At 71.9% G+C, this 21,535-nt stretch carries 22 protein-coding genes; 12 read left to right on the top strand and 10 right to left on the bottom strand.

The genetic code is table 11. The annotated features are described in order from the left end of the window. Positions 1–28 precede the first annotated feature (28 nt). Positions 29–724, top strand: coding sequence for a FadR/GntR family transcriptional regulator (locus ACZ7D7_RS13345; RefSeq protein WP_470824223.1), 696 nt, complete (start codon positions 29–31; stop codon positions 722–724). Here the strand turns inward: ACZ7D7_RS13345 and ACZ7D7_RS13340 are convergent. The 3 genes from ACZ7D7_RS13340 to fabG form a co-directional block, all read right to left on the bottom strand. Next, positions 699–1,088 (bottom strand): hypothetical protein, encoded by a 390-nt coding sequence (locus ACZ7D7_RS13340; RefSeq protein ID WP_470824222.1) that lies wholly within the window; start codon positions 1,086–1,088, stop codon positions 699–701. The two genes, ACZ7D7_RS13345 and ACZ7D7_RS13340, sit on opposite strands and share 26 nt — an antisense overlap. 171 nt (positions 1,089–1,259) lie before the next feature. Beyond that, positions 1,260–2,027, bottom strand: coding sequence for an enoyl-ACP reductase FabI (fabI, locus tag ACZ7D7_RS13335; RefSeq protein WP_470824220.1), 768 nt, complete (start codon positions 2,025–2,027; stop codon positions 1,260–1,262). 5 nt (positions 2,028–2,032) lie between these two features. Further along, positions 2,033–2,752, bottom strand: coding sequence for a 3-oxoacyl-[acyl-carrier-protein] reductase (fabG, locus tag ACZ7D7_RS13330; protein WP_470824219.1), 720 nt, complete (start codon positions 2,750–2,752; stop codon positions 2,033–2,035). Between the two features lie 254 nt (positions 2,753–3,006). Between fabG and ACZ7D7_RS13325 the strand changes: the two genes are divergently transcribed. The 3 genes from ACZ7D7_RS13325 (at position 3,007) to tyrS (ending at position 7,256) form a co-directional block, all read left to right on the top strand. Next, positions 3,007–4,530 carry a TldD/PmbA family protein gene (locus tag ACZ7D7_RS13325; RefSeq protein WP_470824218.1) on the top strand — a complete coding sequence of 508 codons (1,524 nt, stop codon included), beginning with the start codon at positions 3,007–3,009 and terminating at the stop codon, positions 4,528–4,530. Further along, the gene (locus ACZ7D7_RS13320) at positions 4,527–5,921 is read left to right on the top strand and encodes a metallopeptidase TldD-related protein (RefSeq protein WP_470824217.1); all 1,395 of its coding nucleotides are present in this window, start codon (positions 4,527–4,529) and stop codon (positions 5,919–5,921) included. The genes ACZ7D7_RS13325 and ACZ7D7_RS13320 overlap by 4 nt, the downstream gene beginning before the upstream one ends. Positions 5,922–5,987: 66 nt before the next feature. Then, positions 5,988–7,256, top strand: coding sequence for a tyrosine--tRNA ligase (gene tyrS, locus ACZ7D7_RS13315; RefSeq protein ID WP_470824215.1), 1,269 nt, complete (start codon positions 5,988–5,990; stop codon positions 7,254–7,256). Between the two features lie 125 nt (positions 7,257–7,381). Here the strand turns inward: tyrS and ACZ7D7_RS13310 are convergent, their stop codons facing one another. After that, positions 7,382–7,660, bottom strand: a complete 279-nt coding sequence (locus ACZ7D7_RS13310; protein WP_470824214.1) for a GlsB/YeaQ/YmgE family stress response membrane protein — start codon at positions 7,658–7,660, stop codon at positions 7,382–7,384. Between the two features lie 246 nt (positions 7,661–7,906). Between ACZ7D7_RS13310 and ACZ7D7_RS13305 the strand changes: the two genes are divergently transcribed. Continuing rightward, the gene (locus tag ACZ7D7_RS13305) at positions 7,907–8,311 is read left to right on the top strand and encodes a DUF3099 domain-containing protein (protein WP_470824266.1); all 405 of its coding nucleotides are present in this window, start codon (positions 7,907–7,909) and stop codon (positions 8,309–8,311) included. A gap of 206 nt (positions 8,312–8,517) precedes the next feature. Continuing rightward, a complete protein-coding gene (locus ACZ7D7_RS13300; protein ID WP_470824213.1) occupies positions 8,518–8,730 on the top strand; it encodes a hypothetical protein in 213 nt (70 codons plus the stop codon). 18 nt (positions 8,731–8,748) lie between these two features. Here ACZ7D7_RS13300 and moaA read toward each other — a convergent pair whose 3' ends face one another. The 3 genes from moaA to ACZ7D7_RS13285 all read right to left on the bottom strand — a co-directional run bounded on the left by moaA (position 8,749) and on the right by ACZ7D7_RS13285 (position 11,858). Beyond that, entirely contained in the window at positions 8,749–9,738 is a 990-nt protein-coding gene (moaA, locus tag ACZ7D7_RS13295) for a GTP 3',8-cyclase MoaA (RefSeq protein WP_470824212.1), read from the bottom strand. A 147-nt stretch (positions 9,739–9,885) separates the two neighbouring features. Beyond that, entirely contained in the window at positions 9,886–11,505 is a 1,620-nt protein-coding gene (locus tag ACZ7D7_RS13290) for a solute symporter family protein (RefSeq protein ID WP_470824210.1), read from the bottom strand. After that, positions 11,502–11,858: a DUF485 domain-containing protein gene (locus tag ACZ7D7_RS13285; protein ID WP_470824209.1), complete on the bottom strand. Its 357-nt coding sequence runs from the start codon at positions 11,856–11,858 to the stop codon at positions 11,502–11,504. Before ACZ7D7_RS13285 ends, ACZ7D7_RS13290 begins: the two co-directional genes overlap by 4 nt. 257 nt (positions 11,859–12,115) lie before the next feature. On the opposite strand from ACZ7D7_RS13285, the gene ACZ7D7_RS13280 reads away from it, so the two are divergent. Both ACZ7D7_RS13280 and ACZ7D7_RS13275 read left to right on the top strand, forming a co-directional pair. Next, a complete protein-coding gene (locus ACZ7D7_RS13280) occupies positions 12,116–13,645 on the top strand; it encodes a S8 family peptidase (protein WP_470824207.1) in 1,530 nt (509 codons plus the stop codon). Positions 13,646–13,774: 129 nt separating this feature from the next. Then, positions 13,775–14,782, top strand: coding sequence for a CopD family protein (locus ACZ7D7_RS13275; RefSeq protein ID WP_470824206.1), 1,008 nt, complete (start codon positions 13,775–13,777; stop codon positions 14,780–14,782). Between the two features lie 24 nt (positions 14,783–14,806). Here ACZ7D7_RS13275 and ACZ7D7_RS13270 read toward each other — a convergent pair whose 3' ends face one another. The 3 genes from ACZ7D7_RS13270 to ACZ7D7_RS13260 form a co-directional block, all read right to left on the bottom strand. Continuing rightward, a complete protein-coding gene (locus ACZ7D7_RS13270; protein ID WP_470824205.1) occupies positions 14,807–15,478 on the bottom strand; it encodes a lysoplasmalogenase in 672 nt (223 codons plus the stop codon). Next, positions 15,475–16,344, bottom strand: coding sequence for a sterol desaturase family protein (locus ACZ7D7_RS13265; RefSeq protein ID WP_470824204.1), 870 nt, complete (start codon positions 16,342–16,344; stop codon positions 15,475–15,477). Before ACZ7D7_RS13265 ends, ACZ7D7_RS13270 begins: the two co-directional genes overlap by 4 nt. A 148-nt stretch (positions 16,345–16,492) precedes the next feature. After that, positions 16,493–17,221, bottom strand: coding sequence for a VIT1/CCC1 transporter family protein (locus ACZ7D7_RS13260; RefSeq protein ID WP_470824203.1), 729 nt, complete (start codon positions 17,219–17,221; stop codon positions 16,493–16,495). 159 nt (positions 17,222–17,380) lie between these two features. Between ACZ7D7_RS13260 and ACZ7D7_RS13255 the strand changes: the two genes are divergently transcribed. The 4 genes from ACZ7D7_RS13255 (at position 17,381) to ACZ7D7_RS13240 (ending at position 21,533) form a co-directional block, all read left to right on the top strand. Then, positions 17,381–18,367, top strand: a complete 987-nt coding sequence (locus tag ACZ7D7_RS13255; RefSeq protein WP_470824202.1) for a DEDDh family exonuclease — start codon at positions 17,381–17,383, stop codon at positions 18,365–18,367. A gap of 198 nt (positions 18,368–18,565) precedes the next feature. Next, a complete protein-coding gene (locus tag ACZ7D7_RS13250) occupies positions 18,566–18,799 on the top strand; it encodes a hypothetical protein (RefSeq protein ID WP_470824201.1) in 234 nt (77 codons plus the stop codon). A 49-nt stretch (positions 18,800–18,848) separates the two neighbouring features. Further along, positions 18,849–19,670, top strand: coding sequence for an SURF1 family cytochrome oxidase biogenesis protein (locus ACZ7D7_RS13245; RefSeq protein WP_470824200.1), 822 nt, complete (start codon positions 18,849–18,851; stop codon positions 19,668–19,670). A 78-nt stretch (positions 19,671–19,748) separates the two neighbouring features. Next, positions 19,749–21,533 carry a glycoside hydrolase family 15 protein gene (locus tag ACZ7D7_RS13240; protein ID WP_470824199.1) on the top strand — a complete coding sequence of 595 codons (1,785 nt, stop codon included), beginning with the start codon at positions 19,749–19,751 and terminating at the stop codon, positions 21,531–21,533. Positions 21,534–21,535 lie beyond the last annotated feature (2 nt).

The following is a 21,535-nucleotide window of genomic DNA, read 5'->3' as shown; positions in this document are numbered from 1 at the left end:
CGCCGGTGCGGCCGTGCGAAGGTGTGACATGCCCCTGAGCCATCCCCGGCGTTCCGCGCTCTCCGAGCAGGTCATCGCCGCGCTGCGCACCCAGATCACCTCGGGCGAGTGGCCCGTCGGCTCCCGCATCCCGACCGAGCCCGAGCTGGTCGAGCAGCTCGGGGTCGCCCGCAACACGGTCCGCGAGGCCGTCCGCGCCCTCGCGCACAACGGCCTGCTGGACATCCGCCAGGGCTCCGGCACGTACGTCGTGGCGACCAGTGAGCTGGCCGGCGTGATGCACCGCCGCTTCGCCAACGCCGACCCCGGGCACATCGCGGAGCTGCGGTCCACGCTGGAGTCGGCCGCCGCGAAGCTGGCCGCCGAGCGGCGCACGGAGAAGGATCTCAAGCAGCTGGACGCGCTGCTGCTGCGCCGCGAGGAGGCGTGGGAGTCGGGCGACACGGAGGCGTTCGTGACGGCGGACTCGACGTTCCACCTGGCCGTGGTGTCGGCCTCCCACAACGACGTGATGACGGAGATGTACGCGGACCTCGGCGAGGTGCTGCGGGACTGGCTGCGCGAGGACGTCGGCGCGGAGCTGACGCCGGAGACACACATGGACCACTCGCGGCTGGTCGACGCGATCCGCGCGGGCGACGCGGCGGCGGCAGCCGCGGAGGCGGCGAGCTATCCGTTCCTGTGCCGCCCGGGGCGGTTCAGCTCCCCAGGTTCTGGTGGCTGACCCACACCGCGCGGACCTCCTTCCAGCACCGGCCGGTGAGCCGTACGGTCTCGGCCGGGCCGGTGTCGGCGGGGGCGCTGTCGGTGTCGAGGTCCCACCAGCGCTCGCACTCGATGTGCAGGCGGACGCGGTCGGTGTCCACGTACGGGTTGTGGCAGTGGGCGACCGCCTGCGAGCCGCTGACGGCTATGCGGCACTCGGCGCCGAACGGCGCGTGCCCGGCGGGCAGCGCGGCGGCCACGCGCGTGTGCGGGGCCGTGTCGTACGGCGCGCCCACGCGTGCGTGCGCGAGGGCCTCGCACGGCAGGCTCACCAGGAGTGCCGCGGCTACGGTCACTGAGGCCAGGCTGTGGATCAGGTACACAGGGACCTCCTCGGCCGCGCTGGGGAGGGAAGCACGCGGTGAGCGCGTCTCCAGAGTGCGCGGACGGCCCGGCCGGCCGCCCGGCCTGCGGGGCCGAACGGGTGACGCCCCGCTCCCCGCGCGGTGCGGGGAACGGGGCGTCGAGGCAGTGCTGACCTGCGGCGGGGCCGGTCAGGCGCCGATGGCGTGCAGGCCGCCGTCCACGTGGATGATCTCGCCGGTGGTCTTCGGGAACCAGTCGCTCAGCAGGGCGACGACACCGCGGCCGGCCGGCTCGGGGTCCTGGAGGTCCCACTCCAGGGGCGCGCGGGTGTCCCACACGGCGGCCAGGTCGCTGAAGCCCGGGATGGACTTGGCGGCCATGGAGCCGAGCGGGCCCGCCGAGACGAGGTTGCAGCGGATGTTCTGCTTGCCCAGGTCACGCGCCATGTAGCGGCTGGTGGCCTCCAGGGCGGCCTTGGCGGGGCCCATCCAGTCGTACTGCGGCCAGGCGTACTGCGCGTCGAAGGTGAGGCCGACGACGGAGCCGCCGTTCTGCATCAGCGGCAGGCAGGCCGTGGTGAGCGACTTCAGTGAGAACGCCGAGACGTGCATCGCGGTGGCGACGGACTCGAAGGGCGTGTTCAGGAAGTTGCCGCCGAGCGCGTCCTGCGGGGCGAAGCCGATGGAGTGCACGACGCCGTCCAGGCCGCCCAGCTCCTCGCCGACGACGTCCGCGAGGCGGCCGAGGTGTTCGTCGTTGGTGACGTCGAGCTCGATGACCTTGGTCGGCTTCGGCAGCCGCTTGGCGATGCGCTCGGTCAGCGTGGGCCGCGGGAAGGCGGTCAGGATGATCTCGGCACCCTGCTCCTGGGCCAGCTTCGCGGTGTGGAAGGCGATGGAGGACTCCATCAGCACACCGGTGATCAGGACGCGCTTGCCCTCGAGAATTCCGCTCATGGTGATCAGTGACCCATTCCCAGTCCGCCGTCAACGGGGATGACGGCTCCAGTGATGTACGAGGCGTCGTCCGAGGCCAGGAACCGCACCGTCGCGGCGACCTCCTCGGGCTGCGCGTACCGGCCCAGGGGCACCTGCGCCACGATGTTCGAGCGCTGCTCCTCGGTGAGCGCCTTGGTCATGTCGGTGTCCACGAAGCCGGGCGCGACGACGTTGAAGGTGATGTTGCGCGAGCCGAGCTCACGGGCGAGGGAGCGCGCGAAGCCGACCATGCCGGCCTTCGAGGCGGCGTAGTTCGCCTGGCCGGGACCGCCGTACAGGCCGACGACCGACGAGATGAGCACGACGCGGCCCTTCTTGGCGCGCAGCATCCCGCGGTTGGCGCGCTTGACGACCCGGAAGGCGCCGGTGAGGTTGGTGTCGAGGACGGACGTGAAGTCCTCCTCGCTCATGCGCATCAGGAGCTGGTCCTTGGTGATGCCCGCGTTGGCGACGAGGACCTCGACCGGGCCGTGCTCCGCCTCGACCTCCTTGTAGGCCTGCTCCACCTGCTCGGCGTCGGTGATGTCGCACTTGACGGGGAGGCAGCCCAGGTCGGTGAGGGCGGCGGGCGGCTCGCCCGAGCGGTACGTGATCGCGACCTTGTCGCCGGCTTCGGCGAAAGCTCGGGCGATGGCGAGGCCGATGCCCCGGTTGCCTCCGGTGACGAGAACCGAGCGGCTCAACGGATCACCCTTTCGATAGCGTTCTGGCACACCGCCCGGGCCGTGGGTTTCCCCCGGGCTCGGCAGGCGGCTTCCCGGAAAACCTATCGGTCCCGTACCGGCCGCGGACATTCGGGCACCCACAGTGGCTTACGGGACTCACTGTCGGGTCCCTACAGAAACCCCGCGGGGCGCCTCGGGAAAGGTGTGGTCCGGGGGCGGCCCGGAGGGACATGATCGGAGGCAGCCAGGTCACTCCACAGAAAGAGACGCCGGTGCCTCATACGATCGACGAAGCCTTCACGGCACTGCCATTGCGCGCCCTCGCCGACGCCGCGCTCGCACGCGCGCGTGCGCTGGGGGCCGAGCACGCGGACTTCCGGTTCGAGCGGGTGCGCAGCGCGTCCTGGCGGCTGCGGGACGCGAAGCCGTCCGGGTCGTCGGACACCACCGACCTCGGGTACGCGGTGCGCGTCGTGCACGGCGGCACTTGGGGGTTCGCCTCGGGTGTCGACCTGACGATGGACGCCGCCGCCCGGGTCGCCTCGCAGGCGGTGGCGATGGCGAAGCTGTCCGCGCAGGTCATCAGGGCGGCCGGGTCCGACGAGCTCGTGGAGCTGGCCGACGAGCCCGTGCACGAGGAGCGGACGTGGATCTCGTCGTACGAGATCGACCCGTTCACGGTGCCCGACGAGGAGAAGGCGGGGCTGCTCGCCGAGTGGAGCGCGCGGCTGCTCGCGGCGGACGCGGTCGACCACGTCGACGCCTCGCTGCTCACCGTCCACGAGAACAAGTTCTACGCCGACACGGCCGGCACCGTGACCACGCAGCAGCGGGTGCGGCTGCATCCGCAGTTCACCGCGGTGGCGGTGGACGACTCCAGCGGCGAGTTCGACTCGATGCGCACCGTAGCGCCGCCCGTCGGCCGCGGCTGGGAGTACCTGACGGGCACCGGCTGGGACTGGGAGTCCGAGCTGGCGGAACTGCCGGAGCTGCTCGCCGAGAAGATGCGCGCGCCGAGCGTCCGGGCCGGCACGTACGACCTGGTCGTCGACCCCTCCAACCTCTGGCTGACGATCCACGAGTCCATCGGGCACGCCACCGAACTGGACCGCGCCCTCGGCTACGAGGCCGCCTACGCCGGCACGTCCTTCGCCACGTTCGACCAGCTCGGCAAGCTGAGGTACGGCTCGGAGCTGATGAACGTCACCGGTGACCGCACCGCCGAGCACGGCCTCGCGACCATCGGCTACGACGACGAGGGCGTCGAGGCGCAGTCCTGGGACCTGGTGAAGGACGGCGTGCTGGTCGGCTACCAGCTGGACCGCAGGATCGCCCGGCTGACCGGGTTCGAGCGGTCCAACGGGTGCGCGTACGCCGACTCCCCCGCGCACGTACCGGTGCAGCGCATGGCCAACGTGTCGCTCAGGCCGGACCCGGCCGGGATGTCGACCGAGGACCTCATCGGGAGCGTGGAGCGGGGCATCTACGTCGTCGGTGACCGGTCGTGGTCGATCGACATGCAGCGCTACAACTTCCAGTTCACCGGGCAGCGCTTCTACCGGATCGAGAACGGCAGGCTCGCCGGGCAGCTGCGCGACGTCGCCTACCAGGCGACCACCACCGACTTCTGGGGCTCCATGGCGGCGGTCGGCGGCCCCCAGACGTACGTCCTGGGCGGCGCGTTCAACTGCGGCAAGGCCCAGCCGGGCCAGGTCGCGGCCGTGTCCCACGGCTGCCCGTCCGCCCTCTTCAGGGGCGTCAACATTCTGAACACCACGCAGGAGGCCGGTCGATGAGCGCCCGTGTCAGCAAGCCCCACGAGATCGTCGAGCGCGCTCTCGAACTGTCGCGCGCGGACGGGTGCGTCGTCATCGCCGACGAACAGTCCACCGCCAACCTGCGCTGGGCGGGCAACGCGCTCACCACCAACGGCGTGACGCGCGGGCGGACGCTCACCGTCGTCGCGACCGTCGACGGCAAGGAGGGCACCGCCTCGGGCGTCGTGTCCCGGTCCGCGGTCACGGCGGACGACCTGGAGCCGCTGGTGCGGGCCGCCGAGGCGGCGGCGCGGGGTGCCGCGCCGGCCGAGGACGCGCAGCCGCTGGTGACGGGCGTGGAGGCGTCGCCGGAGTTCACCGAGGCGCCCGCCGAGACGTCGTCCGCCGTGTTCGGCGACTTCGCGCCGGCGCTCGGGGAGGCGTTCGCACGCGCGCGTGCGGGCGGCCGTGAGTTGTACGGCTTCGCCAACCACGAGATGGTCTCCAGCTACCTGGGCACCTCCACGGGCCTGCGGCTGCGGCACGACCAGCCGAACGGCACGCTGGAGCTGAACGCCAAGTCGCCGGACCGCGCCCGGTCGGCGTGGGCGGGCCGCTCCACGCGGGACTTCAAGGACGTCGACCCGGCGGCCATGGACGCCGAGCTCGCCGTACGGCTGGGCTGGGCGGAGCGCCGGATCGAGCTGCCGGCGGGCCGGTACGAGACGCTGCTGCCGCCGACGGCCGTCGCGGACCTGCTGATCTACCAGATGTGGTCGGCGTCGGGCCGGGACGCGGCGGAGGGCCGTACGGTGTTCTCCAAGCCGGGCGGCGGCACACGCGTGGGCGAGCGGCTGACCGGCCTGCCGCTGACGCTGCGCAGTGATCCGGCCGAGCCGGGTCTGGAGTCGGCGCCGTTCGTGATCGCGCACTCCTCGGGCGGCGACCAGTCGGTGTTCGACAACGGGCTGCCGCTGACCGCCACCGAGTGGATGCGCGAGGGCACGCTGACGCACCTGACGACCAGCAGGCACAGCGCCGGTCTGACCGGGCTCCCGGTGGCGCCGGGCATCGAGAACCTGATCCTGGACGGCGGCGAGGACCGCACGCTGGACGAGATGGTCGCGGCCACCGAGCGCGGGCTGCTGCTGACCTGCCTGTGGTACATCCGCGAGGTCGACCCGGCGACGCTGCTGCTGACGGGCCTGACCCGGGACGGCGTCTACCTCGTCGAGAACGGCGAGGTGACCGGCGAGGTCAACAACTTCCGGTTCAACGAGTCGCCGGTCGGTCTGCTGGGCCGGGCCTCGGAGGCGGGGCGCACGGAGCAGACGCTGCCGCGGGAGTGGAGCGACTGGTTCACGCGGGCCGCGATGCCGCCGCTGCGGGTACCGGATTTCAATATGAGCTCTGTCAGCCGGGGCGTATAACCTCGTAGGCGTTCGCGGCCGGAGGTCACCCGGCCGCCCGAAGATCATCAAGGAGACGCGAGAACCGTGACGGACATCGTCGACGAGCTGAAGTGGCGCGGGCTGTTCGCCCTGTCCACTGACGAGGACGCTTTGCGCAAGGCGCTCGCGGACGGTCCCGTCACGTTCTATTGCGGCTTCGACCCGACCGCGCCGTCGCTGCACGTGGGGCATCTGGTGCAGGTGCTCACCGTGCGCCGGCTCCAGCAGGCCGGGCACCGGCCGCTGGCGCTGGTCGGCGGCGCCACCGGCTTGATCGGCGACCCGCGCCCGACCGCGGAGCGCACGCTGAACTCCCCGGAGACCGTCGCCGGCTGGGTCGACAAACTGCGCCGCCAGATCGAGCCGTTCCTGTCCTTCGAGGGCGAGAACGCGGCCGTGATGGTCAACAACCTCGACTGGACCCAGGGCCTGTCGGCGATCGAGTTCCTGCGGGACATCGGCAAGCACTTCCGCGTCAACAAGATGCTGACGAAGGACTCGGTGGCCCGCCGCCTGGAGTCCTCCGAGGGCATCAGCTACACCGAGTTCAGCTACCAGCTCCTCCAGGGCATGGACTTCCTCCAGCTCTACCGGCGCTACGGCTGCACGCTCCAGCAGGGCGGCAGCGACCAGTGGGGCAACCTGACGGCCGGCCTGGACCTGATCCACCGCCTGGAGCCGGACGCCTCGGTGCACGCGCTGGCGACGCCGCTGATGACGAAGGCGGACGGCACCAAGTTCGGCAAGACCGAGGGCGGCGCCGTGTGGCTCGACCCGGAGATGACGACGCCGTACGCGTTCTACCAGTTCTGGCTGAACGTGGACGACCGGGACATCTCGGGCTACATGCGGATCCTGTCCTTCAAGTCCCGTGCGGAGCTGGAGGAGTTGGAGAAGCAGACCGAGGAGCGCCCGCAGGCCCGTGCCGCGCAGCGCGCGCTGGCGGAGGAGCTGACGACGCTGGTGCACGGCGCCGACCAGACGGCCGCCGTGATCGCCGCGTCCAAGGCGCTGTTCGGCCAGGGCGAGCTGGCGGAGCTGGACGAGCGGACGCTGGCCGCGGCCCTGTCCGAGGTGCCGCACGTCCAGGTCGCCGAACTCGGCCCGGTGGTCGACCTGTTCGCCGAGGTCGGCCTGGTCGCCAGCAAGTCGGCCGCCCGGCGCACGGTGAAGGAGGGCGGCGCCTACGTGAACAACGCGAAGGTGACCGCCGAGGACGCCGTCCCGGCCGGGGAGGACCTGCTGCACGGGCGCTGGCTGGTGCTGCGCCGGGGCAAGAAGAACCTGGCCGCGGTGGAGGTCACCGGCGCCTGACCGGGCGTACGGCGGGCACCGCGTACGGCGCGCGAAGGGGCGGCTTCCCGGTGGGAAGCCGCCCCTTCGGCGTGGGTGAAGCCGGTACCGCACTGCCTGGGCCCCCGGTCGGGGCCCGGCAGGTGTCAGGCCCGCTGCCTCTTCTTGCCGCGCATGGTCATGTACGCCATGTCGACCAGGAAGACGATGACGATCGCGGCCGCGAGCTGGAAGGCGTGCCTCGCCCAGTCGATGCCGGAGGTCTCTTCCACACCGAAGCCCCGGGCGATCGCGTTGCCCGCGATGGCGCCCAGGATGCCGCAGATGGTCGTCAGCCACAGTGGACTGTGCTGCTTGCCCGGGATGATCGCCTTGGCGATCAGCCCCAGTACGAATCCCACGATGATCGCCCACAACCAGCCCATGGCTGCCTCCTCGTCCGGCTCGACGTGAGCATTACCGCCAGTCTCGGCCCGCCGTCCCCGCGCCGCATTTCGGTTGGGCCGTACGGGGGACGGCGCAGGTCGGACGGCCCTGGGATGACGGGGCCCCGCTCTCGTGACCGGCGCGGGCGCGGCGTACCGTGGGTGGTGTCCGGGCCCGGTCTCCCCGACCGGCCGCGGACCGGGTGGCGGGGCGGGGCAGCCGATGCGGACGGATGGTGGATGGTGATGCGGAAACGGCACGGCGAGGCCAACGCCCAGGTGTTCCGGATCACCGGAGCCCGGACGAGCCTCCAGGAAGACGTGCGCGGCCGGCAGCGCCGCTATGTGATCTCGATGCTCATCCGCACCCTGTCGGTGATCCTGGCGGCGACGCTGTGGAACGTGGAACGGCACGTCGCGATCGTGGCGCTGGTGGTGGGAGCGCTGCTGCCCTACATCGCCGTGGTGATCGCCAACGCGGGGCGCGAGAACGCGCCGTCGCTCCCGTCGACGTTCGTCGTGGCGCCGACTCCGCCGATGATCGCGCCGCCCCGTGCGCACGGCGGCTCGGCGGAATCCGTCCCGGAAGACGTGGTGACGGACGCGGGGCCGGGTGCCGGGGGCGAGCGGCGCGAGAACTCCGGAGGGTAGGTCCGGGCCGTAAGCGGAAGCAGGTTTCTCGCCAAAGCTCAGGAAAACCTCAGATCAATCATGCCATTCCGGTGCCGGGCGACGGGTCACCCGTGACATACTTCGTAAGCGCTCCGCATCCCCCGTCGGAGCGACGGACCGACGCCGGGCAGCTCCCCCCGTGGCTGCTCGGCGTCGCCTTGTTTGTGGACCTGTGAGACGAATCCGTGAGTGACGAAAACCCCATCTGTTCCGCCAAGGGCTGCCGTGCCGACGCCGTGTGGGTACTGGCCTGGAACAACCCCAAGCTGCACACCCCGGAGCGCCGCAAGACGTGGCTGGCGTGCGAGGAGCACCGGGAGCACCTCTCGCAGTTCCTCGGCGTCCGGGGCTTCCTGAAGGACGTCGTCCCGCTGAGCGAGTGGCAGTCGCAGGACTAGTCCCGCGACTGTCCGGGACTAGCCGCCGATCGCGGACATCGGGCGGTCCGGCTGGACGAACGACGGGTCGTCGAGGCCCGCGCCCGCCTTCTTGCCCCACATCGCCTGGCGCCAGAGGCGCGCGATCTCCTCGTCCGGCGAGCCGTCGCGCAGCGCCGCGCGCAGGTCGGTCTCCTCGCGGGCGAAGAGACAGGTGCGGACCTGGCCGTCGGCGGTGAGGCGGGTGCGGTCGCAGGCGGCGCAGAACGGGCGGGTGACGGAGGCGATGACGCCCACGCGGTACGGTCCGCCGTCCACGAGCCAGCGTTCGGCCGGGGCGGAGCCGCGCGCCTCGGAGTCCTCGGCGGTGAGCTCGAAGCTGGTGCGCAGCGAGGTCAGGATGTCCCCGGCGGTGATCATGCCGTCGCGCTTCCAGCCGTGCTGGGCGTCCAGGGGCATCTGCTCGATGAAGCGCAGTTCGTAGTCGTGCTCGACGGCCCAGGCGAGGAGGTCGGGGGCCTCGTCGTCGTTGAGCCCGGGCATCAGGACGGAGTTGACCTTGACGGGGGTGAGGCCCGCCGCGCGGGCGGCCTCCAGGCCCTCCAGGACGTCCTTGTGGCGGTCGCGGCGGGTCAGGGTCTTGAAGACGTCGGGGCGGAGGGTGTCCAGCGAGACGTTGACCCGGTCCAGGCCCGCCGCCTTCAGGGCCTCGGCCGTGCGCTTGAGGCCGATGCCGTTGGTGGTCAGCGACATCTGGGGGCGCGGCTCCAGGGCCGCGACGCGCTCCACGATGCCGACCAGGCCGGGGCGCAGCAGGGGTTCGCCGCCGGTGAAGCGGACCTCCTCGATGCCGAGGGAGGTCACCGCGATGTCGATGAGGCGGACGATCTCGTCGTCCGTGAGCAGGTCGGGCTTGGCGAGCCACTGCAGGCCTTCCTCGGGCATGCAGTAGGTGCAGCGCAGGTTGCACCGGTCGGTCAGCGAGACCCTCAGGTCGGTGGCCTGCCGGCCGTAGGTGTCGATGAGCACGTGGGCCCCTCCCTCGTCACGGACCGCACTTTCCGCCGTCACTCGTGAGCCTACGTGACACCACCCACAACGGCCGAGGCCCGATCCCACGACGTGGGACGCGGCCGCGTCGTAGAGAACTACGACGCGGCCGCGTGGGAGGGGGCGTCAGTGCGCTCCGGTGCCGGTCAGGGACCGGACCTCGAGCTCCGCGTACTTGGCGGTGTCGGGCTTCTCCTTGGACAGGACGGTGCCGAGCCAGCCCATCAGGAAACCGAACGGGATCGAGATGAGACCCGGGTTCTTCAGCGGGAACCAGGCGAAGTCGACGTCGGGGAACATCGCCTTGGGGTCGCCGGAGACGACGGGCGAGAACAGCACCAGGCCGACGGCGACGACGAGACCGCCGTAGATCGACCACAGCGCGCCCTGGGTGGTGAACCGCTTCCAGAACAGGCTGTAGAGGATCGTCGGCAGGTTGGCGGAGGCCGCGACGGCGAAGGCGAGCGCGACCAGGCCGGCCACGTTCAGGTCGCGGGCGAGGGCGCCGAGCAGGATGGAGACGGCGCCGATGCCGATGGTGGCGAGCCGGGCCGCCCTGACCTCCTCCTTCTCGGTCGCCGTCCCCTTCTTGATGACGTTCGCGTAGATGTCGTGGGCGAACGACGAGGACGAGGCCAGGGTGAGGCCGGCGACGACGGCGAGGATGGTGGCGAAGGCCACCGCCGAGATGGTGGCGAGCAGGATCGCGCCCCAGGCCGAGTCGACGCCGCCCAGGTGCAGGGCGAGCAGCGGGGCCGCCGTGTTGCCGGACGGGTTGGACGCGATGATCTCGTCCTGCGAGATGAGCGCGGCGGCGCCGAAGCCGAGCGCGATCGTCATCAGGTAGAAGCCGCCGATGATGCCGATGGCCCAGTTCACGGACTTACGGGCGGCCTTGGCGTTGGGCACGGTGTAGAAGCGGATCAGGATGTGCGGCAGGCCGGCGGTGCCGAGGACCAGGGCGATGCCGAGGGAGATGAAGTCCAGCTTGGACGTGCTGTTGAGGCCGTACTGCAGGCCGGGCTCCAGGAAGGCGGCGCCCTTGCCGCTGTTCTCGGCGGCCGTGCCGAGCAGGTCGGAGATGTTGAAGTTGAACTTCAGCAGCACCAGGAAGGTGATCAGGAGCGTGCCGCCGATGAGGAGCACGGCCTTGACCATCTGGACCCAGGTGGTGCCCTTCATGCCGCCGATCGAGACGTAGACGATCATCAGGACGCCGACGAGGGCGACGATGAGGATCTTGCCGGCGTCGGAGGTGATGCCGAGCAGCAGCGAGACGAGGACGCCGGCGCCCGCCATCTGGGCCAGCAGGTAGAAGATCGACACGACGATCGTGGAGGTGCCGGCGGCCGTGCGCACCGGGCGCTGGCGCATGCGGTACGCGAGGACGTCGCCCATGGTGTAGCGGCCGGAGTTCCGCAGCGGCTCGGCGACCAGCAGGAGGGCCACGAGCCAGGCGACCAGGAAGCCGATGGAGTAGAGGAAGCCGTCGTATCCGAAGAGGGCGATGGCGCCCGCGATGCCGAGGAACGACGCGGCCGACATGTAGTCGCCGGAGACCGCGAGGCCGTTCTGGAAGGCGCTGAAGGAGCGTCCGCCGGCGTAGAAGTCGGCGGCGTCCTTGGTCTGCCGGCCCGCCCAGACGGTGATGAAGAGGGTCGCGACCACGAAGAGCGCGAACAGGGTGATGATCAGTGGCCGGTGCTCGCTGGCCTCGTTGGCCGCGAGAGTCGTCGCGAGATTCATGCGCGGTTCTCCATCCGGGACTTGATGGCCTCGGCCTTGGGGTCGAGCTTCGCGGCGGCGTGCCGCGAGTACCACCAGGCGATGAGGAACGTGGTGACGAACTGGAGGATGCCGAAGACGAAGGCGACGTTGATGTTGCCGAACAGCTTGGTGCCCATGAATCCGCCGGCGTAGTTCGACAGCAGCACGTAGAGCAGGTACCAGGCGATGAAGGCGACGGTCAGCGGAAAGGCAAACGACCGGTAGGAGCGGCGCAGTTCACCGAATTCCGTGCTCTGGTGCACCTCGGCGAACTCCTCGGCGGAGGGTAGGACGTGCGGCTCTTTCGAGGGGGGCGGTGCGTCGGTGGCCACGGAGTCTCCTCGCGTTGCGGATGCGGTTTCGGCAAAGGGACGGGGGCGAGTGTCCTCGTCTCCCCTGCACAAGGTCACGGCGCCACGCGAGGACCGGTTCAACGCGTTCCGACTTCTTTCCGAAGTTCGCGTCCGGCAAGTCATTGCTGGCCAGCGACATGGGAGATAGCTTCAACCTCTGCACCAACGTCATGTACCTGCCCAGGCATCACCTGTGTCTCGGGCCGGTTCCCGTTTCCGGATGATGTGGAGATCCCATGGCTCATCTGCCTTCCAGACGCCGGCTCGCGCTGGCCGTTCCGGTCGTGCTGTCCCTGACCGCCTCGCTCGGCTTCCTGCCGGCCGCCGCGTCGGCCGCCCCCGTCGTCGAGACCGCCACGCAGGCGGCCGAGGCGGGCACGCTGACGTACGTGGTCAACACACCGACGGACTCGCGCACGATCGCCTCGGTCAAGAAGGCGATCGCCGCTGCCGAGGGCAGGGTCGTCACCTCGTACGACAGGATCGGCGTCATCGTCGCCCACTCGGCGAACCCGGCCTTCGCGCAGCAGATGCGCGCCGTGCGCGGCGTGCAGTCGGCCGGCGCGACCCGTACGGCGCCGCTGGCGGCCGCCGGTACGACGGACATCGGCGCCGTCCAGATGATGTCGGACGAGCAGGCCGCGCGTACCGCGAGCGTCTCCGCCGCGACCGAGGGCGCCGAGCCCCTCGAGGCCGACCAGTGGGACCTTCGCGCGATAGGCGCCGACAAGGCCGCCGAGATCAACCCCGGCAGCAGCAAGGTGACCGTCGCCGTCATCGACACCGGCGTCGACGACACCCACCCGGACCTCGCCCCGAACTTCTCCGCGGCCCAGTCCGCGAACTGCGTGGGCGGCGTGGCCGACACCAGCGAGGGCGCCTGGCGTCCGTACACCCCCGACGACTACCACGGCACGCACGTGGCCGGTGAGATCGCCGCCGCGCGCAACGGCGTCGGTGTCGCGGGTGTGGCGCCGGGTGTGAAGGTCTCGTCCATCAAGGTGAGCGAGCCGGACACCAGCCTCTTCTACCCGGAGGCCGTGGTCTGCGCCATGGTGTTCGCCGCCGACCACGGCGTCGAGATCACCAACAACAGCTACTACATCGACCCGTTCCTCTACAACTGCAAGAACGACCCCGACCAGCGGGCCGTCATCGACGCGGTGAACCGGGCGCAGCTGTACGCCAAGAACAAGGGCACGCTGCACATCGCGTCGGCGGGCAACTCCAACCACGACCTCGCCTCGGACGCGATCGTGGACGCGAGCAGCCCCAACGACACGACGCCGGTCGAGCGCACCATCGACCCGAGCGAGTGCCTTGACCTGCCGACCCAGCTGCCGGGCGTCGTGACGGTCAGCGCGACGGGCGTGCAGAACCTCAAGTCGTACTACTCCTCGTACGGCTACCGCGTCGCGGACGTCGCGGGGCCGGGCGGCGACGGGCGCTACCAGATCCCGGACACGCCGTCGAAGAACGGCCGCATCCTCTCCACGATGCCGAACGGCGGGTACGCCTTCCTCCAGGGCACCTCGATGGCCTCGCCGCACGTCGCCGGTGTCGCCGCGCTGCTGAAGTCGAAGTACCCCTTCCTGGGCCCGGACCAGATCCAGACGCTGCTCAAGGCGCAGGCGGACAACCCGGGTTGCCCCGAGTCGTACGACCAGAACGGCGACGGCACGCAGGACGCGGTCTGCGAGGGCGGCGAGCGTGTGAACGGCTTCTACGGCCACGGCATCGTCAACGCCCTGGACGCGGTCAAGTGACCTCGATCCGCTGAGGCATCCGCACGGCACACGGGGCCGTGACGTGAGCGGTGGGGCCGGGCCCGGTGCCCGGCCCCTTCGCGTGCCCGGCGACTTGCCCGGCCCGACGGGACTTGTGAAGATCCCGGGGTGACCTTGACACGACCCACTCCCGGGACGGGCGGCGCGAGCGGGTCCGCGGGGCGTGCCGGGGCGGTCCGGGCCGTCGCCGTCCTCGCGCTGGTCGCGCTCGCGGCGCTGATACCCCTGCTCGGCCCGTCCGCCGCGCTGCACGGCACCGGGGAGGCCGGCGCGCCCGGCTCGGCGGGCGTCGCCCTGCTGCGTACGGTGCTGTTCCTGGCGCTGTCGGTGCCGCTGGGCGAGGTGTTCGTGAACCGGCTGGCGCGCGCGGTGCCCGGCGCTCCCCCGGCCGTGCCGCGCAGTTGGGCGGCGGGCGCGGCGGGCGCCGGGTTCGTCGCCGCGCTGGGCCTGGCCTCGGTGGTGTCCACCGGCAATCTCGTGCCGCACGGCGTCGGCGACCTGGACGTCGGCGGTCTCCACGCGTCCCGGGAGGGCAGGCTCGCGCTCCTGGAGGTCAACGCGTTCGTCGTGGCGGGCCTGTGCGCGCTCTCCCGCCGCCCGGCCACTCAACTGTGGCCGCTTGCCGCGGTGGTCGTCGCCGAGGCGCTGCGCGCCCATCCGGCGCCGGAGCACACGCCGCTGACCGGTTCCGCGCTGACCCTCGTGCATCTGACGTGCGCGGCGCTGTGGACCGGCGGTCTGCTGCACGCGCTGCGGACGGTGCGCGACTGGGGCGTCGCGGGGCCGGGTGCCGCGCTGCTGGGCTTGTACGCGCGCGTGGCGGCGGTGCTGCTGGCCGCCGTCACGGCGACGGGCGTGTGGAGTTCGCTGCGCCGGATGCCGCCGGAGACGGTCCTCGACCAGCTGACGGCGACGGCGTACGGGCGGGCCCTGCTCGCCAAGGTGCTGCTGGTGGCGGCCGTCGCGGGGCTCGCCCTGTGGGCGCGGCTCCGGCTGCGCCGCGCGGCCGACCCGCTGTCGGCGTGCGTGCCGGCGCGGGCGGAGGTCGCGGGACTGGCGCTGGTGGTCGCGCTGTCCGGGCTGCTGACGGCGCTTCCGCTGCCGATCCGCTGGTGACGCCGGTGGCTGTGCCCGTGGCGCTCAGCGCGTCACGCCGTACGCCGTCGGCGCCGGGCGGGGGCGTACGGCGGCGAGCAGGCCGGCGCTGAGCAGGACCTGCGCCGCGATGTAGGTCAGCATGATCCAGAAGTCGGGACGCGGGAGCTGCGGCCAGTCGGCGATGCCGGTCGCGATGAGCGTGTCGGACAGCAGGAACAGTGCCCCGCCGAGCCCGGCGACGGCGCCGACGCGGACCGCGGCCGTGCAGGCCATGGCCGTGAGCAGGGCGCTGTAGACGGCGACGGGGACGCGGAGGCCGGCGGGCAGGCCGGTCCAGAGCAGGGCCAGGGTGACGGCGAGGGCGGCGGCGTAACCGGGGACGAGGACCCGGGCACGCGCGCGCAGGGTCGTCGCGGCGGGGGCGTACGTCCTGAACAGGGCGAGGTAGCAGACGTGTCCGGCCGCGAAGCAGCCCATGCCGGCGAGGAAGGCGGCGTCCGCGTCGAACAGCAGCAGGGTGTCGCCGGCGCAGCCGAACAGGAGCGCGGCGACCAGCAGCCGGGGCGCGCCGGACGCGGCGGCCCAGGCGGCCAGCAGCGGCATCAGGAGCGGCTTGGCGACGGTGTGGGCGGAGTCGTGGCCGGCGACGAGGGCGGTGAGGTCGACGGCGACGACGAGGGCGAAGGTGGCGAGCAGACCGCGGGAGGGGTTCACGCGGCCGACGTCTCCTCGACGGCCGCCGCGGCGGGCGGGGCGGGCTGCCAGCCGGGGCCGCGGAACAGCCGCCCGGCGCGCTCGCGCCAACTCCGGGCCGCCTTCAGGTCCTTGGCGATGGCGACGTACTCGTGGGTGGCGACCTTCAGCGGGTTGTACGTGGTGATGTTCTTCGTCAGTCCGTACACCGGCCGCTCGGTCTCGGGGACGAAGGAGCCGAAGAGGCGGTCCCAGACGATGAGGATGCCGCCGAAGTTGCGGTCGAGGTAGCCGCCCTGGGAGGCGTGGTGCACCCGGTGGTGGGACGGCGTGTTGAAGACGAACTCGAACCAGCGGGGCATCCTGTCGATGCGCTCGGTGTGGATCCAGAACTGGTAGACGAGATTCGCCGAGGAGCAGAACGCGAGGGCCGCCGGGTGGACGCCGCAGACGACGAGGGGGACGTAGAACGGCCATACGGTCAGGGACGTCCAGGGCTGGCGCAGCGCGGTGGTGAGGTTGAACTTGCGGCTGGAGTGGTGCACCACGTGGCAGGCCCACAGGATGCGGACGACGTGGTGGCCGCGGTGCGACCAGTAGTAGAAGAAGTCCTGCGCGAGCAGCATCAGCGGGACCGTCCACAGCAGCACCGGCACGCGCAGCGGCGTGAGCTCGTAGAGCGCGGTGTAGATCGCGACGATCGGGATCTTCCACAGGAAGTCGAAGGCGAGGCTGCCCAGGCCCATGCCGACGCTGGTCGCGGCGTCCTTCGCCTCGTAGCCCGCCGCCTCCTCGTCGGGATGGAGGCGCACGCTGATCATCTCGATCACGGTGAGCAGCACGAAGGCGGGTATCGACCACAGCACGACATCGGGCAGGTTCGGCATGAGTGCACCGTAGGACCGCGGGCGGGCCACCACCAGAGGTTGTTACCGACAAGTATTACCGTCGGTACGCGCTTACTTGTTGGCGATCTCCGCCAATGGACGCCGGCCGCTCCCCGTGACCGGCGGGTGAACCCCGTGCCGACGTGCCTCACACACCCGCCGCGCCCAGCAGCGAACCGGCCGCGTAGGTCACCGCCATCGCGAGAGCGCCCCCGGTCACGTTGCGCAGCACGGCGGGGTGCGGGCGGGCCGCGCCGAGCCGGGCGCTGCTGAAGCCGGTGAGGGCGAGTGCGGCGAGCACCGACACCACGGTGACCCACAGCCGGCAGCCGGCCGGCGGCAGCACGATCGCCAGCAGCGGCAGCAGGGCGCCGGCGGTGAACGCCAGGAAGCTCGCCCAGGCGGCGTGCCAGGGGTTGGTGAGGTCGTCGGGGTCGATGCCGAGCTCCACGCGCGCGTGCGCCCGCAGCGCGTCACGTTCCGTCAGCTGCTCGGCGGCCTCGCGCGCGACGTCGCGGGACAGGCCACGCTGCTCCAGAAGGTCCGTCAGCTCCGCGAGTTCGGCCTCCGGCCGCTCCCTCAGTTCCCGTTTCTCCACGGCGAGGGCGGCCTTCTCGGAGTCGCGCTGCATGGAGACCGACACGTACTCGCCCGCCGCCATCGACAGGGAACCGGCGAGCAGTCCGGCCAGTCCGGCGGTCAGCAGCGTCGCGCGCTCGTCGGTGGCACCGGCCACGCCGACGACGAGACCCGCGGTGGACACGATGCCGTCGTTGGCGCCGAGGACGGCCGCCCGCAGCCAGTTGAGCCGCGCGCCCAGGGAACCGCCGTGCGCCTCGTCGTGCTCCGGAACCGGGCCGGACGCCTGCTCACTCACCCCCGAAGCGTCTCACCCGACCCCTCGCGCCGCCCGGCTCCGACACCGCCGACCGGCGAATCCTCCGTCACTTCTCGGGGGATTCGGGGCATTTGACACTCCGTGCGGCAGGCCCCTCCCGGCCCGCGCTGTCGGTCGCGGCCCGTATCCTCAGTGACCATGCTCGAAGACCGCACGACGACCGCAGCGTCCCCGACTGCGTGGCCGGCCGCGTATCCCCGGGGATACGCGGTCGTTGACGTGGAGACCACCGGCCTGGCACGGGACGACCGGATCATCTCCGCGGCCGTCTACCGGCTGGACGCGCGCGGCGAGGTGGAGGACCACTGGTACACGCTGGTCAACCCGGAGCGCGACCCGGGCCCGGTGTGGATCCACGGTCTGACGAGCGACGTGCTGGAGGGCGCGCCCCTGTTCCGCGACGTGGCCGAGGAGTTCACGGACCGGCTGCGCGACCGGGTGCTCGTCGCGCACAACGCGGTCTTCGACTGGCAGATGATCGCCCGCGAGTACGCGCGCGCGGAGTGCGAGGCGCCGGTGCGGCAGCGGCTGTGCACCATCGCGCTGGCGAAGGAGCTCGCCCTGCCGCTGCCCAACCACAAGCTGGAGTCGCTCGCCGCCCACTTCGGTGTCGTGCAGCGGCGCGCGCACCACGCGCTGGACGACGCGCGCGTGCTCGCGGAGGCGTTCCGGCCGAGCCTGCACGCCGCCGCCGCGGGCGGGCTCCGGCTGCCGCTGCACGAGTGCCGCCCGCTGACCGAGTGGACGGACCGGGCCACGCCGCGCATCGGGCAGCAGGCCGGTCACGGCGGCTACCGGGCGACGAGCTGGCGCCCGTCCCGCCGCCGTCCCGCCTGCCCCTATCCCAACCCGGGGCGCTACGAGGAGGGCAGGCCCCTCAAGCAGGGCATGCGCGTGGCGTTCTCCGGCGACACCTCCGTCGACCGCGAGCTGCTGGAGGACCGGGCGACCGAGGCCGGGCTGCACGTCGCATCGAGCCTGTCCCGGCTGACGAGCCTGCTCGTCACGAACGACCCGGACTCCGGCACCTCGAAGGTCGTCAAGGCCCGGCAGTTCGGCACGCCGGTGGTCGACGAGGCCGCCTTCGGGCAGCTGCTGCGGGACGTCGAACCGGCGGACGGCTGACACGCGCGGCCACTGACCGCTGCGTACCGCTGCCCCCTGCGGACGGGCGGCCCCTGCGGACGGGCGGCCCCTGCGGACGGGCGGCCCCTGCGGACGGGCGGCCCCTGCGGACGGGCGGCCCGTGCGGACGGGTGATTGCGGGGCGACTCGCCCGGCGCCCGCTCGCCCGCGCGGCGCCGAGCGCCCAGTCTGAGGCGCATGGCACGTTGCGAGGTCTGCGGAAACGACTACGGCATGACGTTCGAGGTGCACGCGCAGGGCGCCGTCCACGTCTTCGACTGCTTCTCCTGCGCCATCCACCGCATGGCGCCCATCTGCGAGCACTGCCGGGTCCAGATCATCGGCCAGGGAGTCGAGGTCGAGGGCCAGTGGTACTGCGGCGCCCACTGCGCCCGCGCCGAGGGGAAGGCGGGCATCGTCGACAAGGTCTGAAGCCGTACCCCGTGCGGTACACCCCACGACCGAGTTGTACCGTCGTGGGGTGTACCGCTTCCTGTTGTCCCGGCAGTGGGTGATCCTCACGCTGGTCGCCCTGCTGCTCATCCCCACGATGATCAGGCTGGGCATCTGGCAGATGCACCGCTACGACGAGCGCACCGCCCGCAACCGGCTGGTGTCCGAGGCGCTGGCCGCCGAGCCGGTCCCCGTGACGCGGCTGACCGCCCCGGGACACGGGGTCACCACCGACGAGCGGTACCGCGGCGTGACCGCGAAGGGCCGCTTCGACACCGACGACGAGGTCGTCGTCCGCCGCCGCACCAACTCCGACGAAGAGGTCGGCTACCACGTCCTCACCCCGTTCGTCCTCGACGACGGCAAGGTGCTGCTGGTCAACCGGGGCTGGATCCCCGCCGACGGCCCCAGCCAGACCGCGTTCCCCGAGGTCCCCGCGCCGCCGCGCGGCGAGATCACCGTCACCGGCCGGCTGATGCCCGACGAGACGACCGAGGCCAGCGGCATCAAGGACCTCAAGGGCCTGCCGGACCGGCAGATCATGCTCATCAACAGCGAGCAGGAGGCGCGGCGCCTCGGCGCCCCGGTGCTCGGCGGCTACGTCGTGCAGACCGCGCCCGAGCCGAAGGGCGGCACGCCGGAGCCCATCGGCGAGCCCGGCCACGAGAACGCCGCGCTGAACTACGCCTACGCCGTCCAGTGGTGGCTGTTCGCCGCGGGTGTCCCCGTCGGCTGGTTCGTGCTGGTCCGCCGTGAGGCGCGCGACCGCGCGGAGGCGGCGCGCAAGGGCGCGGGCGGCGCCGGGGCGACCGAGAGCGACGCCGACGACCCGGAGCACGCGCCGGTGTAACCGACGTCACACCCTCCGCGTCACCCGCCCGGCCCCGACGCGGATTGCGCCCCAGGTCGGCCGGGAACCCGCACCTGCGTGCACCCCCGTATCGAGGACTACGCACTCATCGGCGACGAGCAGACGGCGGCGCTCGTCGGCCTGGACGGCTCGGTCGACTGGCTGTGCCTGCCCCGCTTCGACTCGGCCGCCTGCTTCGCCAAGCTCCTCGGCGACGAGGACAACGGCCACTGGCGCATCGCCCCCGCGGGCGCGGAGACGTGCACGCGCCGCGCGTACCGCCCCGACACCCTCGTCCTGGACACCGAGTGGGACACCCCGCAGGGCAGCGTGCGCGTCACCGACCTGATGCCGCAGCGCGACCGCGCCCCCGACCTCGTCCGCATCGTCGAGGGGCTCAGCGGCGAGGTCACCGTGCACAGCGTGCTGCGGCTGCGCTTCGACTACGGCTCGATCGTGCCGTGGATGCGCCGCGTGGACGGGCACCGGGTGGCCGTCGCCGGGCCCGACTCGGCGTGGCTGCGCGCCGAGCCGGAGGTGCGCACCTGGGGCCGGGACTTCGGCACGCACTCGGAGTTCACCGTCGCCGCCGGCGAGAAGGTCGCGTTCGTCCTCACCTGGCACCCCTCGCACGAGCCGCGCCCCCCGCTGGTCGACCCGTACGAGTCGCTGGAGCACAGCGTCGCCGACTGGCGGGCCTGGGCCGCGCGGTGCAGCTACGACGGACCGCACCGGGACACCGTGGTCCGTTCCCTGATCACCCTCAAGGCGCTGACCTACGCCCCGACCGGCGGCATCGTCGCCGCGCCCACCACCTCCCTGCCCGAGGAACTGGGCGGCGTGCGCAACTGGGACTACCGGTACTGCTGGCTGCGCGACTCGACGCTCACCCTGGGCGCGCTGGTGGCGGCGGGCTACCAGGAGGAGGCCGAGGCGTGGCGGAACTGGCTGCTGCGCGCCGTCGCCGGCTCCCCCAAGGACCTGCAGATCATGTACGGCCTGGCGGGTGAGCGGCGGCTGCCGGAGTTCGAGCTGCCGTGGCTGTCCGGCTTCGCCGAGTCGACGCCGGTGCGGATCGGCAACGACGCCGTGAACCAGTTGCAGCTCGACGTGTACGGCGAGGTGATGGACTCCCTGGCGCTGGGCCGCCGTTCGGGGCTGTCCGCCAAGCCGGACGTGTGGGCGGTGCAGCGCGCGCTGATGGACTTCCTGTGCACGGCCTGGCGGCAGCCCGACGAGGGCCTGTGGGAGGTGCGCGGCGGCCGCCGGCAGTTCGTGCACTCCAAGGTGATGGTGTGGGTGGCCGCCGACCGGGCGGTGCGCGTGCTGGAGCGGCACCCGGAGCTGCCGGGCGACGTCGACGCCTGGCGGGCGATGCGCGACGAGGTGCACCGCGAGGTCTGCGAGAAGGGCTACGACCCGGAACGCAACACGTTCACGCAGTCGTACGGCTCGCGCGAACTGGACGCGGCGCTGCTGCTCATCCCGCGCGTGGGCTTCCTGCCGCCCGACGACCCCCGGGTGCTGGGCACCATCGAGGCGATCCGCGAGGACCTCGGCCACCACGGACTGCTGCACCGCTACACCGCCGACGAGACCGTCGTCGACGGGCTGCCCGGCGGCGAGGGCGCCTTCCTCGTCTGCTCCTTCTGGCTCGCGGACGCCCTGCACGCGACCGGCCGCACCAAGGAGGCCCGCGAGCTGTTCGAGCGGCTGGTGGAGCTCACCAACGACGTCGGTCTGCTGGCCGAGGAGTACGACCCGGTGGCCGGGCACCAGCTCGGCAACTTCCCGCAGGCGTTCAGCCACATCGGTCTGGTGCACACCGCCCTCGCCCTGTACGGGGACGGCGAGGCAGGATAGGG

The sequence above is a fragment of the Streptomyces sp. NPDC037054 genome, assembly GCF_055606745.1.
This window is presented reverse-complemented; position numbering and strand designations above follow the sequence as displayed.

What these genes read in the sequence shown, in the direction of transcription:
- ACZ7D7_RS13345 (WP_470824223.1), top strand. Translation starts at nt 29, where the DNA reads ATGCCCCTGAGCCATCCCCGGCGTTCCGCGCTCTCCGAGCAGGTCATC.
- fabI (WP_470824220.1), bottom strand. Translation starts at nt 2,027, where the DNA reads ATGAGCGGAATTCTCGAGGGCAAGCGCGTCCTGATCACCGGTGTGCTG.
- ACZ7D7_RS13320 (WP_470824217.1), top strand. Translation starts at nt 4,527, where the DNA reads ATGAGCGCCCGTGTCAGCAAGCCCCACGAGATCGTCGAGCGCGCTCTC.
- ACZ7D7_RS13310 (WP_470824214.1), bottom strand. Translation starts at nt 7,660, where the DNA reads ATGGGCTGGTTGTGGGCGATCATCGTGGGATTCGTACTGGGGCTGATC.
- ACZ7D7_RS13305 (WP_470824266.1), top strand. Translation starts at nt 7,907, where the DNA reads ATGCGGAAACGGCACGGCGAGGCCAACGCCCAGGTGTTCCGGATCACC.
- ACZ7D7_RS13290 (WP_470824210.1), bottom strand. Translation starts at nt 11,505, where the DNA reads ATGAATCTCGCGACGACTCTCGCGGCCAACGAGGCCAGCGAGCACCGG.
- ACZ7D7_RS13280 (WP_470824207.1), top strand. Translation starts at nt 12,116, where the DNA reads ATGGCTCATCTGCCTTCCAGACGCCGGCTCGCGCTGGCCGTTCCGGTC.
- ACZ7D7_RS13265 (WP_470824204.1), bottom strand. Translation starts at nt 16,344, where the DNA reads ATGCCGAACCTGCCCGATGTCGTGCTGTGGTCGATACCCGCCTTCGTG.
- ACZ7D7_RS13255 (WP_470824202.1), top strand. Translation starts at nt 17,381, where the DNA reads ATGCTCGAAGACCGCACGACGACCGCAGCGTCCCCGACTGCGTGGCCG.
- ACZ7D7_RS13250 (WP_470824201.1), top strand. Translation starts at nt 18,566, where the DNA reads ATGGCACGTTGCGAGGTCTGCGGAAACGACTACGGCATGACGTTCGAG.